12 protein-coding genes are annotated in these 12,299 nt (G+C 62.0%); 2 read left to right on the top strand and 10 right to left on the bottom strand.

The genetic code is table 11. The features are described from left to right. Positions 1-168: 168 nt before the first annotated feature. Complete coding sequence (locus CFII68_RS06990) at positions 169-1,794, bottom strand: glucan biosynthesis protein D (RefSeq protein ID WP_018611092.1); 1,626 nt, start codon at positions 1,792-1,794, stop codon at positions 169-171. 361 nt (positions 1,795-2,155) lie between these two features. Here CFII68_RS06990 and CFII68_RS06995 point away from each other — a divergent pair, with 361 nt between their 5' ends. After that, complete coding sequence (locus CFII68_RS06995) at positions 2,156-2,341, top strand: hypothetical protein (RefSeq protein ID WP_003198116.1); 186 nt, start codon at positions 2,156-2,158, stop codon at positions 2,339-2,341. A gap of 28 nt (positions 2,342-2,369) precedes the next feature. On the opposite strand, the gene CFII68_RS07000 is transcribed toward CFII68_RS06995, so the two are convergent. From CFII68_RS07000 to CFII68_RS07040, 9 genes are all read right to left on the bottom strand, one after another. Beyond that, positions 2,370-2,633 carry a type II toxin-antitoxin system RelE/ParE family toxin gene (locus CFII68_RS07000; RefSeq protein ID WP_018611088.1) on the bottom strand — a complete coding sequence of 88 codons (264 nt, stop codon included), beginning with the start codon at positions 2,631-2,633 and terminating at the stop codon, positions 2,370-2,372. Next, positions 2,596-2,859 carry a CopG family ribbon-helix-helix protein gene (locus CFII68_RS07005; protein WP_003198119.1) on the bottom strand — a complete coding sequence of 88 codons (264 nt, stop codon included), beginning with the start codon at positions 2,857-2,859 and terminating at the stop codon, positions 2,596-2,598. The genes CFII68_RS07000 and CFII68_RS07005 overlap by 38 nt, the downstream gene beginning before the upstream one ends. Positions 2,860-3,005: 146 nt before the next feature. Next, complete coding sequence (locus CFII68_RS07010; protein WP_018611085.1) at positions 3,006-4,430, bottom strand: gamma-aminobutyraldehyde dehydrogenase; 1,425 nt, start codon at positions 4,428-4,430, stop codon at positions 3,006-3,008. 146 nt (positions 4,431-4,576) lie between these two features. Continuing rightward, entirely contained in the window at positions 4,577-5,395 is an 819-nt protein-coding gene (locus CFII68_RS07015) for an ABC transporter permease (RefSeq protein WP_018611084.1), read from the bottom strand. Further along, positions 5,385-6,332: an ABC transporter permease gene (locus tag CFII68_RS07020; protein WP_018611082.1), complete on the bottom strand. Its 948-nt coding sequence runs from the start codon at positions 6,330-6,332 to the stop codon at positions 5,385-5,387. Before CFII68_RS07020 ends, CFII68_RS07015 begins: the two co-directional genes overlap by 11 nt. A 1-nt stretch (position 6,333) precedes the next feature. Then, positions 6,334-7,371 carry an ABC transporter ATP-binding protein gene (locus CFII68_RS07025; RefSeq protein ID WP_018611080.1) on the bottom strand — a complete coding sequence of 346 codons (1,038 nt, stop codon included), beginning with the start codon at positions 7,369-7,371 and terminating at the stop codon, positions 6,334-6,336. A 192-nt stretch (positions 7,372-7,563) separates the two neighbouring features. Continuing rightward, entirely contained in the window at positions 7,564-8,715 is a 1,152-nt protein-coding gene (gene ydcS / locus CFII68_RS07030; protein WP_018611078.1) for a putative ABC transporter substrate-binding protein YdcS, read from the bottom strand. 90 nt (positions 8,716-8,805) lie between these two features. Then, positions 8,806-10,263, bottom strand: a complete 1,458-nt coding sequence (locus CFII68_RS07035) for a gamma-aminobutyraldehyde dehydrogenase (protein ID WP_024616775.1) — start codon at positions 10,261-10,263, stop codon at positions 8,806-8,808. Positions 10,264-10,466: 203 nt separating this feature from the next. Next, positions 10,467-11,381: a LysR family transcriptional regulator gene (locus CFII68_RS07040; RefSeq protein ID WP_018611075.1), complete on the bottom strand. Its 915-nt coding sequence runs from the start codon at positions 11,379-11,381 to the stop codon at positions 10,467-10,469. A gap of 182 nt (positions 11,382-11,563) precedes the next feature. Here CFII68_RS07040 and CFII68_RS07045 point away from each other — a divergent pair, with 182 nt between their 5' ends. Next, on the top strand, positions 11,564-12,274 hold the full coding sequence (locus tag CFII68_RS07045) for a tellurite resistance TerB family protein (RefSeq protein ID WP_018611069.1): 711 nt from the start codon (positions 11,564-11,566) through the stop codon (positions 12,272-12,274). Positions 12,275-12,299 lie beyond the last annotated feature (25 nt).

The following is a 12,299-nucleotide window of genomic DNA, read 5'->3' as shown; positions in this document are numbered from 1 at the left end:
TGGCCGGAGCTTTTGTTTATCTGGAATCTTTAGTGCTTGTACCGCCGTCTTCGCGAGCAAGCCCGCTCCCACAAGGGATTTTTGTTGATCATAGAACTTCTGATTTACACCCACCTCCATGTGGGAGCGGGCTTGCTCGCGAAGGCGTCATCCCGGACGCAGCAGGGCTCAGGGGTACTTGCGCTTGTCCGGTGCCGGCGGGAAGTACTGGTACAACCAGGTCTCGCTCAAGGTCCGGTCCTTGGTGCGAATGAACAGGCGCATCTGCACCGGCTCTACACTGTCGTCGGTCGGGTACCAGTCGAATGTGATGCGGTAGCCCTTGATTGCATCCAGCACCAACACGTTGAAGTCCTTCACTTCGCCATGGGAGCAGGTCACCACGGGTTCGATACCGGTGCCCGGCGGCAGTTGGTCGAGGCCGCCGCCGCTGAAGTCCACGGCAAAGCGACGGGCCCAGACGGTCGGGTAATGCTCGCCCGGTGCCCAGCCTTCGATGAAACCGCCCATGCCTGAGCGGGTGGCGTCGACGTGGGCCAGGTCGGTGCTGACCGGCGGCAGTGCGCTCCAGTAGAGCTTGTAGCCATAGTTCAGCGAGTCGCCGGCGGCCACCGGTTTTTTCGGCGTCCAGAACGCGACAATGTTGTCCAGGGTTTCGCCGGTGGTAGGAATCTCCAGCAAGTCGACCGAGCCTTCGCCCCAGGCCGTCGTCGGTTCGACCCACAGGCTTGGGCGCTTGCTGTACCAGTCCACGGTGTCCTGGTAGCTGGCAAAGTCGTGGTCGGTCTGCACCAGGCCGAAACCTTTCGGGTCCTTGTCGGCGAAGGCGTTGAATTGCAGGGTGGCGGGGTTGTTCAACGGCCGGCACACCCACTCGCCGTTGCCGCGCCACATGGCCAGTCGGTCGGAATCGTGGATTTGCGGGTGAATGGTGTCGCACATGCGCCGTTCGACGGTGCCACAGCTGAACATGCTGGTCATGGGGGCGATGCCCAGCTGCTCGATGGCAGTACGGGCATTGACGTGCGCGTCGATCTCCATCACCACCCGGGTCGGCTGGCAATCAATGTCAAACCGATAGGCACCGGTGGCGCTGGGGGAGTCGAGCAGGGCATAGACCACGAAGCGGGTGCTGTTCTTGTCCGGGGTTTCAAACCAGAACTTGGTGAAGTCCGGGAACTCCTCGCGCTTCTTCGCATAGGTGTCGATGGCCAAACCGCGGGCCGACAGCCCGTATTGGCCGCTGGCATCCACGGCGCGGAAGTAGCTGGCCCCCAGGAACGAAAGGATGTCGTGCCGGTCCAGCTCCGGCGCCTTGAAGACGCGAAAGCCGGCGAAGCCCAGGTCACCCTTCAATTGCGAGGTGTTGACCGTGGTTTTCTGATAGTTGAACAGCTCCGGGCGGAAGTGCACCTCACGGGCCATGCGCGTCTTCGGGTCGACGCTGTACATGCGCACCGGCTGCTTGAAGCCCATGCCGACGTGGAAGAATTGTGCGTCCAGTTGCCCGTCCAGCTCATTCCATAGCGAGTGATTGACGTCGTACTGGATGGCGTTGAACTGCAGCGGAGACATTTGGGCCAGGGTTTCTGGCAGGACTTGCTTGGTGTCGACATAGCGGCTCTCGGCCAGCCGCTTGGCCTGATCCTTCAAACCGTTGAAATCGAAGGGGCGGGCTTCGCCGTCGGCAGTCTGATCGGCGGCCCAGGCGCGTGCGGCCATGAGTCCGGAGGCCGACAGCCCAGTGTAGGCGGCGAAGGCCATGGAGGCCTTGAGCAGATTCCTGCGGTGCATAAATACAACCTTTCTCGAAACAGTCCCGAGCCGATCCTGACTACAGAGACTGATAAATGAGTTCGGACATGCCTTTGGCCAAACGCGACGAACGTTAGAACAGATGCCTGAGAGCAGGATCGGTTCACCGAGGCGCAAAATCATAGGGGAAATACGGGCTTTGAGAGCAAGGAAAGCGTGGCTTGGTCAAATTTTCTTACAGTTATTTCTTTTTTTATGTCGATTCCGACTTTTTTTGACTAATTACTCTAAAACTCCCTTTTCACGCTTTGAATCCTCCCTATTCTTTAGCGTGATAGGCGATCTAACCCGGATTCAGACGGCGTTATCAGGTCAACCTCGACGTAAAGAAGGACAACTCATGACAAAAATACAGGGCATTACCGAAATGCTGGGGATCTTTCCAGGCCTGACCAACCCACGCAGGACACGCCGGCTCAGCCTGGAAGAATTGAGACTGGTGGAGCGCTATCGGGAGTTGTCGGAAAACGACCGCATCGCCATGCGCTATCTGGTGGATGCGATGCGCAGTGTTTCGCGGTTTTAGCGGCCGGGGCGGGGAGCACCGGCCGACATCACTCCAACGACCAGTCCTGGCGACGTTCGGTGCGCTGGTGCAGTATCCGCAGGACCTGCAGTTGCCCATGCATGAGCCGGTAGGGGGCTACGAATGGGTAGCGCGTCAGTACCAGCTCTCGAATATCAGGAACGACTGACGGACGCCCCGAGCCGGGAAAGCGTTGCAGTTGGCGCAGTGTCTCCAGGATGGCGCTTTGGTAATGTTCGTGGATCGAGTCGAGGTCACTCTGTGCTTTGTCGGTCAGTACGATGCTCGGCACGTTTTGCCCACTTAGCCTTCACGGCGTCCAGATCGGTCAGGTTTCCAGCGTCGGCATCGGCTATGCCTTCGCTGATGGCTTGCAGATGCCAGGATTCGGCCTCCACATATCGGACCAGTGCACGCTTGAGGTGATATTGACGGTCGCGGTCGGTGGCGGCGGCCAGCAAGTCCAGCTGTTGGGCCAGACCTTCTTCCACACGAAAGGACAAAACGGGCGAGGCCATGGCTGATCTCCAAGGTGTATACGTTGTAGACACCCTAGGTGCTGCCAGGATTTGCGTCAACCGGCGAGCGTGCACCGATCGACGAAAACCTTAGCAGGACGAACGCGGGGCAGGCGTGGGCATGTGTTGCCAAGGTTGTCTTGGCGTCAATGCTTGAACATCACATGCCGCACCACCGTGTAATCCTCCAGCCCATACATGGACATGTCCTTGCCATAGCCGGAACGTTTCTGACCGCCATGGGGCATTTCGCTGACGAGCATGAAGTGGGTGTTCACCCAGGTGCAGCCATACTGCAGGCGTGCTGACAGGCGATGGGCACGGCCGATGTCGGCGGTCCACACCGATGAGGCCAGGCCGTAGTCCGAATCGTTGGCCCAGGCCAGCACTTGTGCCTCGTCGAGGAACTGCGTGACGGACACCACTGGCCCGAAGACTTCCCGACGGACGATTTCGTCATCCTGCTGGGCGTCGGCCAGCACCGTCGGCTCGAAGAAAAACCCGTTGCCGTCCACGGCCTTGCCGCCGGTGATCAGGCGGATATGCGACTGGGCGATGGCCCGTTCGACGAAACCGGCCACGCGGTCGCGGTGCTGGGCGGTGATCAGTGGGCCCATCTCGGTGTCTGGCGCGGTTTGCAGGCCGTACTTGATGCTCCCCACCGCGGCGCCGAGCTTCTCGACGAACTGCTCGTAAATGCCTTTCTGGGCATAGATGCGGCAGGCGGCGGTGCAGTCCTGGCCGGCGTTGTAGAAACCGAAAGTGCGAATGCCTTCCACCGCCGCGTCAATATCGGCGTCGTCGAAAATGATCACCGGGGCCTTGCCGCCCAGTTCCATGTGCATGCGTTTGACGCTGTCGGATGTGCTGGAAATGATGTTCGAGCCAGTGGCGATGGAGCCGGTCAGCGACACCATGCGCACTTTCGGGTGGGTGACCAGCGGGTTGCCGACGGTCTGCCCACGACCGAAGATCACGTTGAGCACGCCGGCCGGGAAAATCTCCGACGCCAGTTCCGCCAGGCGCAGCGCCGTCAGCGGGGTCTGCTCCGACGGCTTGAGCACCACGGTATTGCCGGCCGCCAGGGCCGGGGCGATTTTCCAGGCGACCATCATCAGCGGGTAGTTCCACGGCGCGATGGAGGCGATGACGCCCACCGGGTCGCGGCGGATCATCGAGGTGTGCCCCGGCAGGTATTCGCCGCCTGCCGAACCACTCATGCAGCGGCTGGCGCCGGCAAAGAAGCGGAACACGTCGGCAATCGCCGGGATCTCGTCGTTCAGCGCGGCACTCAAGGGTTTGCCACAGTTGTCCGACTCCAGTTCCGCCAGTTCTTCGCCGTGGGCTTCGATGGCATCGGCCAGCTTGAGCAGCAACAGGGAACGGTCCTTGGGCGGCACTTGCGACCAGGCCTCGAAGGCGGCATCGGCGGCGCGCACGGCGGCATCGACCTGGGCTTCGCTGGCTTCATTGATCTCCACCAGCACCCGGCCCAGCGATGGGTTGAACACCGCCTGGCCAGGGCCTTCGCCGTTCACCAGATGGCCGTTGATCAGCAGTTTGGTTTGCATGTCCATGTCCTCTTGATTCTTGTTTGTGACTCCTGTGGGAGCGGGCTTGCTCGCGAATGCAGTGTGTCATCCGCTACTTGCGAAGCTGACACACCGCATTCGCGAGCAAGCCCGCTCCCACAAGGGATCCGGTTCCACAGTGAAATCTATTTCCCGCCGCTACCGGCCACGCTCTCCCCCCCACGGGTCAGGTAATACGCGCCCAATATCGGCACCATCGTGACCATCATCACCAGCATCGCCACCACGTTGGTCACTGGCACATCGCGAGGGCGGCTGAGTTGGTTGAGCAGCCACAGCGGCAAGGTGCGTTCGTGGCCGGCGGTGAAGGTGGTGACGATGATCTCGTCGAATGACAGCGCAAACGCCAGCATCCCGCCGGCCAGCAGTGCCGACCCCAGGTTGGGCAAGATGATGTAGCGAAAGGTCTGCCAGCCGTCGGCCCCCAGGTCCATCGAGGCCTCGATCAGGCTGTGGGAGGTGCGGCGCAGGCGGGCGATGACGTTGTTGTAGACGATCACCACGCAGAAAGTGGCATGGCCGACGACGATGGTGAACATCCCTGGTTCGATGCCCAAGGTCTTGAAGGTCGCCAGCAGCGCAATACCGGTGATGATGCCTGGCAAGGCAATCGGCAGGATCAGCATCAGCGAAATGCCTTGCTTGCCGAAGAAATCGCGTCGGTACAGCGCCGCCGAGGCCAGGGTGCCAAGCACCATGGCGATCAACGTGGCGATGGCCGCGACCTGCAACGACAGCTTGATCGCCTCCAGCACATCCGGGCGCGCGAAGGCGACGCTGAACCACTTCAGGGTCAGGCCCTTGGGCGGGAAGCTGAACGCGGCGTCCTCGGTATTGAAGGCGTAGAGGAAGATGATCAGGATCGGGAAATGCAGGAACACCAGCCCGCCCCACGCCGCGATCCGCAAGCCCCACGAGGCCCGGTCTTGAGAGTCAGAGTGCATCGAAAGCTCCCAGTCGCTTGACGATGGATAAATACAGGGCGATCAGCACGATGGGCACCAGGGTGAACGCCGCGGCCATGGGCATGTTGCCGATGGCGCCTTGCTGGGCGTAGACCATGCTGCCGACGAAGTAGCCCGGTGGGCCCACCAGTTGGGGCACGATGAAATCCCCCAGGGTCAGCGAGAAGGTGAAGATCGAGCCGGCGGCGATACCGGGGATCGACAGCGGCAGGATCACCTGCATGAACGTCTGGTGTGGCCTGGCGCCCAGGTCGGCCGAGGCTTGCAGCAGCGATGGCGGCAGACGCTCCAGGGACGCCTGGATCGGCAGGATCATGAACGGCAGCCAGATGTAGACGAATACCAGAAAACGCCCCAGGTGTGAGGTGGACAAGGTGCTGCCACCCACGCCCGGGATCCCCAGCACGAACTGCAACACCGGCCCCAGGCCCAGGTGCTGGACGAACCACTGCGCCACGCCACCCTTGGCCAGCAGCAGCGTCCAGGCATAGGCCTTGACGATATAGCTGGCCCACATCGGCAGCATCACCGCGATGTAGAAAAACGCCTTGGTCTTGCCACTGGTGTAGCGCGCCATGTAGTAGGCAATCGGGAACGCGACGATGGCGCTGGCGATGGACACCGCTATCGCCATGCTCAGGGTGCGCAAAATGATGTCGAAGTTCGACGGCTGGAACAGCGCCGCGAAATTCGCCAGGGTCAGGTCCGGCGTGACCGCCATGGTGAAATCGTCGAAGGTGTAGAAACCCTGCCACAGCAAGGTCAGCAGCGAGCCCAGGTAGATCGCGCCGAACCAGATCAGCGGCGGCACCAGCAACATCGACAGGTACAGGTTGGGGCGCCGGTACAGCAGGTTGGAAAAGCGTCGCAACGGTGAACCGGGCGTGGGCGTTTGAGCGATGGCCAGGGTGTTCATCTCACACCTCGCCACTGACGGTGTCGTGCAGCGCGACCATCGCCTCCCGCGCCCAGCGTACGCTCAGGTGCTGGCCGGTCTGGTGCTGGGCCGTGTTGTCGAGCCACTGGGTATTGGCCTGGCTGAGGTTCAGGGTCTGGCCGTTGGCAAGTTTCAACTCGTAGCGCGTGGCGCTGCCCTGGTACTGGATGTCGTGCAGCAGGCCGTGGACTTCGATTTCGCCACTGGCCAACGGGCCCTCGGCGAAACGCACGTGTTCCGGGCGAATCGAGAACGGCTGTGGATAACCGCTCAGTTCCCGGGCCAGTTCGCCACGGATCACGTTGGAGGTGCCGACGAATTCGGCGACGAAGGTGGTCGCCGGTTTCATGTACAGGTTGCGTGGGGTGTCGACCTGTTCGATGCGGCCCTTGTTGAACACCGCGACGCGGTCGGACATCGACAGCGCCTCGGTCTGGTCGTGGGTGACGAAAATGAAGGTGATGCCCAGCTGGCGTTGCAGCTTCTTCAATTCGCCCTGCATCTGTTCACGCAGCTTCAGGTCGAGGGCGCCCAAAGGTTCATCGAGCAGCAACACTCGCGGGCGATTGACCAACGCGCGGGCCAGGGCCACCCGTTGACGCTGGCCGCCGGAGAGCTGCACCGGCTTGCGTTCGCCGTAGCCGCCCAGGGCAACCATCTCCAGCGCTTCGTCAGCGCGCTTGATGCGCTCGGCCTTGGCGACGCCTTTGACTTTCAGGCCGTAGGCCACGTTGTCGCGCACGTTCATATGAGGGAAGAGGGCGTAATCCTGGAACACCGTGTTGACGTCCCGTTGGTACGGCGCAAGCCCGGTGGCCTCTTCGCCGTGGATGCGGATCGAGCCGGCACTGGGTTGTTCGAACCCGGCGATCAGTCTCAGGCAGGTGGTCTTGCCTGAGCCGGAGGGGCCCAGCATCGAAAAGAACTCGCCGTCCTGGATGTCGATGCACACCCGGTCAACGGCTTTCACTTCGCCAAATTGACGGGATACCTGGGTGAATTGGACTGCAAGCGTCATGGTGCGGGGCTCCAAAAAAGCGCGACTGCTGTTGGATCGGGGGTGAGTTGCCGTGCACCAAACCTGTGGGAGCAGTGCTGTGGGAGCAAAGCTTGCTCGCGATACAGGCGCCTCGGTTCCCCGGGAGACCGCATTATCTTCATCGCGGGCAAGCCTTACTCTCACACAGTGAACTACACCGACTGATTGGGTTTAACGCCCACCCATGATCGCAATGTAGTCCTGGGTCCAGCGGCTGTACGGCACGAACTTGCCGCCCTCGGCCTGTGGGGTTTTCCAGAAGGCGATCTTGTCGAACTGATCGAAACCGTTGGTCTTGCAGCCCTCGGCGCCCAGCAGCTCGCTGCCCTTGCACGCCGCCGGCACCGCTGGCAACGAGCCGAACCACGCGGCGACGTCACCCTGGACTTTCGGTTGCAGCGACCAGTCCATCCATTTGTACGCGCAGTTGGGGTGCTTGGCCTCGGCGTGCAACATCGTGGTGTCGGCCCAGCCGGTGGCGCCTTCTTTCGGAATGGTCGAGGCGATCGGTTGTTTTTCGTTCATCAAGCCGTTGACCTGATACGGCCAGGCGCCGGACGCCACCACGCCTTCGTTCTTGAAGTCGCTCATCTGCACGGTGGTGTCGTGCCAGTAGCGGTGGATCAACGGCTGCTGGGCCCGTAGCACTTCCAGCACGGCCTTGTACTGGGTTTCGTCGAGTTGGTACGGGTCCTTGATGCCCAGCTCAGGCTTGGCGGTCTTGAGGTACAGCGCCGCGTCGGCGATGTAGATCGGGCCATCGTAGGCTTGCACGCGCCCCTTGTTCGGCTTGCCGTCGGGCAAGTCCTGGGCGCTGAACAGCACGCTCCAACTGGTGGGCGCCTGCTTGAACACCTCGGTGTTGTACATCAGCACGTTCGGGCCCCACTGGTACGGGGTGCCGTAGGTCTGCTGGTTGACCACGTACCACGGCGCATCCTTGAGGCGCGGGTCGAGGTTTTTCCAGTTGCTGATCAGTGCGGTGTTGATCGGCTGCACACGCTTGCCGGCAATCAGCCGCAACGAGGCGTCGCCCGAGGCGGTGACCAGGTCGTAGCCACCCTTGGTCATCAGGCTGACCATTTCGTCAGAGGTGGCGGCGGTTTTTACATTGACCTTGCAACCGGTTTCCTTCTCGAAACCGGTGACCCAATCGTAGGCCTTGTCGCTTTCGCCGCGTTCGATGTAACCCGGCCAGGCGACGATATCCAGTTGGCCTTCGCCGGCGCCAACGGCCTTGAGTGGTTCGGCGGCCTGGAGGCTGACGCTGGTCAGCAGCGCCGTGGTGATTGCGCTGAGCAATACGGTCTTGTGCGCGTACATGGAAATCCCTCTTGCTTTAATTATGGTCGGGGCAGTGTTCGAACAGGGTGAAGCGCCATGGATGGCCTGTTATTAGAGTAGTGCTGTTATCTACAGATGCTGGCCGTGGCGGGCCATGATGTGGCGCACCACGCTGTAGTCCTGGAGCGAATCGCTGGACAGGTCTTTGCCGTAGCCCGAACGTTTCAGGCCGCCGTGGGGCATTTCGCTGACCAGCATGAAATGGCTGTTGATCCAGGTGCAGCCGTATTGCAGGCGCGCCGCCACCTGCATGGCCTTGTCCAGGTTCTGCGTCCATACCGAGGACGCCAGGCCGTATTCGGAGTCGTTGGCCCAGTCCACCGCCTGGCTGAGTTCGTCGAAGCGGGTCACGGTGACGACCGGGCCGAACACTTCGCGCTGGACGATTTCGTCGCTTTGCTTGCAGCCGGCCAGCAGCGTGGGCTGGTAGTAGAAACCGGCGCCGGAATGCACCGCCGCGCCGGTAATGCGTTCGATGTGTGGTTGGCCGAGGGCGCGCTCGACAAAACTGGCCACGCGGTCGCGCTGACGGGTGCTGATCAGCGGGCCGATCTCATTGTCGGCGTCGCGCTTGCCGGCAAAGCGCAGGCTGCTGACGGCCGCGCCGAGTTCGGCCACCAGACGGTCGTGAATTGCGCCTTGGGCGTAGATCCGACACGCCGCCGTGCAATCCTGCCCAGCGTTGTAATAGCCGTAGGTGCGCACGCCTTCGACCACGGCCTGGATGTCGGCATCGTTGCACACGATCACTGGCGCCTTGCCGCCCAGCTCCAGGTGCGTGCGCTTGAGGGTTTTCGCTGCTGCCTGGAGGATCTTCTGCCCGGTGACGATATCGCCGGTCAGCGAGACCATGCGCACCTTGGGATGGCTGACCAGATGGCTGCCGACACCTTCGCCGCCCCCGCAGAGGATGTTGATGACGCCTCGTGGCAGGATCTGGGCCAGTGTCGGCGCCAGGGCGAGGATCGACAGCGGCGTGTGCTCCGATGGCTTGAACACCAACGTATTGCCGGCGGCCAGGGCCGGGGCGATTTTCCACGCGGCCATCATGATCGGGTAATTCCACGGTGCAATGGACGCCACCACGCCAATCGGGTCGCGCCGCACCATGCTGGTGTAGCCGGGCAAGTATTCGCCACTGAGCTGGCCGGTCTGGCAGCGCACGGCGCCGGCGAAGAAACGGAATACATCCACCGTCGCACTGAGGTCGTCCTGGCGCGCCAGGTGCAGCGGCTTCCCGCAGTTCAGGGATTCGAGGCGGGCCAGCTCATCGGCGTTCTTTTCGATGGCGCTGGCGATGTCCAGCAGCAGGTTCGAGCGTTGTTGCGGCGTGGTGCGTGACCAGCCGTCGAAGGCCTGATGGGCGGCGAGGATCGCGGCTTCGACCTGCTCGGTACTGGCCTCGGCGATGTGAGCCAGCACTTCACCGGTGGCCGGGTTGAGGATCGGCTCGACGATGCCTGCACCGGGAACCAGCTCCCCGTCGATCAGCAACGCGGTGCACAACGGGGTTTGCGTACCAGCCATGTTCGCCTTCTCTTTTTATATCGGTTGAAACACAGAACCTGTGGGAGCGAGCTTGCTCGCGATAGCGGTCTGTCAGTTGAATCAATGTTGCCTGACCCACCGCTATCGCGAGCAAGCTCGGCTCCCACAGGAACGGGTAGCGTAGTCAGATTAGTGCTCAGATCCGAGGACAACAAATTCGAAATACTCAAGGCTGAGTTCGATTAAATAGATGGCTTGCGCCCGCCATGGGGTTGTTCCCGGGCGACGGCCAGGAACGGGTCGACCGACGCCGGTCGCGCCGTGCCTCGGCGCCAGGCCAGGCCGACGTCGAGGGTCTGGTTGAGGTCGGCAATCGGTCGCGCTTCGATGATGTCGCCTTCCAGCGACCAGGGGCGGTAGGTCATGTCCGGTTGGATCGATACGCCCAGCCCCGCTGCCACCAGGCTGCGCACCGCTTCGGTCGAGGCCGTACGCAGGGTGATCTTCGGTTGCAGGCCGGCACCGCGCCACAGGCGCTGGGCGTTACGGTCCATTTCATCGACGTTCAGTTGGATCAGCGGCTCGCGGGCCACGTCGGCCAGGTTGATGCTGTCGTGCTCCAGCAGCGGGTGCTGCGCCGGCAGCCACAAGCGGTGGGGCGAATGCGTCAGGACTTCGGTCTGCAAGGCGTGGCGGTCTTCCAGGTTGGACAGGATCAACACCCCGACGTCGATTTCGCCGCTGACCAGCAAATGCTCGATGTACGGGCGTTCGTCTTCCATCACGCGGATTTCCACGTTGGGATAGGCGCGCTGGAAGCGGGTCAGCAGGTCCGCCAGGTAATAACCGGCGACCAGGCTGGTGACGCCGATGGTGACTTGGCCGGCGACCTGGTCGGTGCTTTGCTGCAGGCTGCGCTTGGCGTTGTCGACGGTGGCCAGGATCAGATGGGCCTGGCGCAGGAATTGATGGCCCTGGTGGGTCAGGGTCATGCCTTTGGCGTGGCGGTTGAACAGGCTGACGCCGATTTCCTGTTCCAACTGCTGGATGGCCAGGGTCAGGGTGGACTGGGAAATGAATGCCGTTTGCGCAGCGGCGGAGATGGAGCCGGTTTCAGCCACGGCGATGAAATGACGGATCTGACGCAGGGTCATCATGGTCGAATACCCAGTGGGCGATTTTATCGATGTGCTGGAGTGTATATCGTTTTTTTAGAAAGGTAGGTGAGCGCGTCTTTGAATGAGCCAGGCAACATCTGGAAGCAATCTCGCCGGAGGCGCCGGGGCACTTTCGATCTAGGCTGGGGGCCTTACGTTGACCCGAAATGTGGAGACGACAAATGAACACCCGTGGATTGCTCGATCAGCTTCTCAAATCCGGCCAGGAAATGTTGCAGAACAAGGCTGGCGGTTCCCAAGGCAAGTCGTCCGGCGGTCTGGGCGGGTTGCTCGGTGGCTCCGGCAACTTGGGCGGGATGCTTTCCGGCGCGGGCGGCGGGGCACTGGCCGCCGGGGCCATGGGCCTGTTGCTGGGCAACAAGAAAGCCCGCAGCTTCGGCGGCAAGGCCCTGGCCTATGGTGGCCTGGCTGCCTTGGGCGTGATCGCCTACAAAGCCTATGGCAACTGGCAGGCCCAACAGGGCAACGCACCGAAAACCGAACCGCAGACCCTCGACCGCGTGCCTGCGGCGCAGGTCGAGCAGCATAGCCAGGCGATCCTCAAGGCGCTGGTGGCGGCGGCCAAGGCCGATGGTCACGTGGATGAGCGTGAACGGCAGTTGATCGAAGGCGAGTTCACCAAGCTCGACAACGACCAGGAACTGCAACACTGGCTGCACGCCGAGCTCAACAAGCCCCTGGACCCCACCGACGTCGCCCGCGCCGCCAGCACCCCGGAAATGGCGGCAGAAATGTACATCGCCAGCGTGATGCTGGTGGACGAGGAAAACTTCATGGAGAAGTCCTACCTCGACGAACTGGCGCGCCAACTCAAACTGGAGCCAGGGTTGAAGGTGGAGTTGGAGAAACAGGTACGCCAGGCGACTGTATAGATCAGTCCCAACTCATTCCCCTGTG

This window comes from Pseudomonas sp. CFII68 (assembly GCF_000416195.1).
GTDB classification, from domain to species: Bacteria; Pseudomonadota; Gammaproteobacteria; order Pseudomonadales; family Pseudomonadaceae; genus Aquipseudomonas; species Aquipseudomonas kilonensis.
This window is presented reverse-complemented; position numbering and strand designations above follow the sequence as displayed.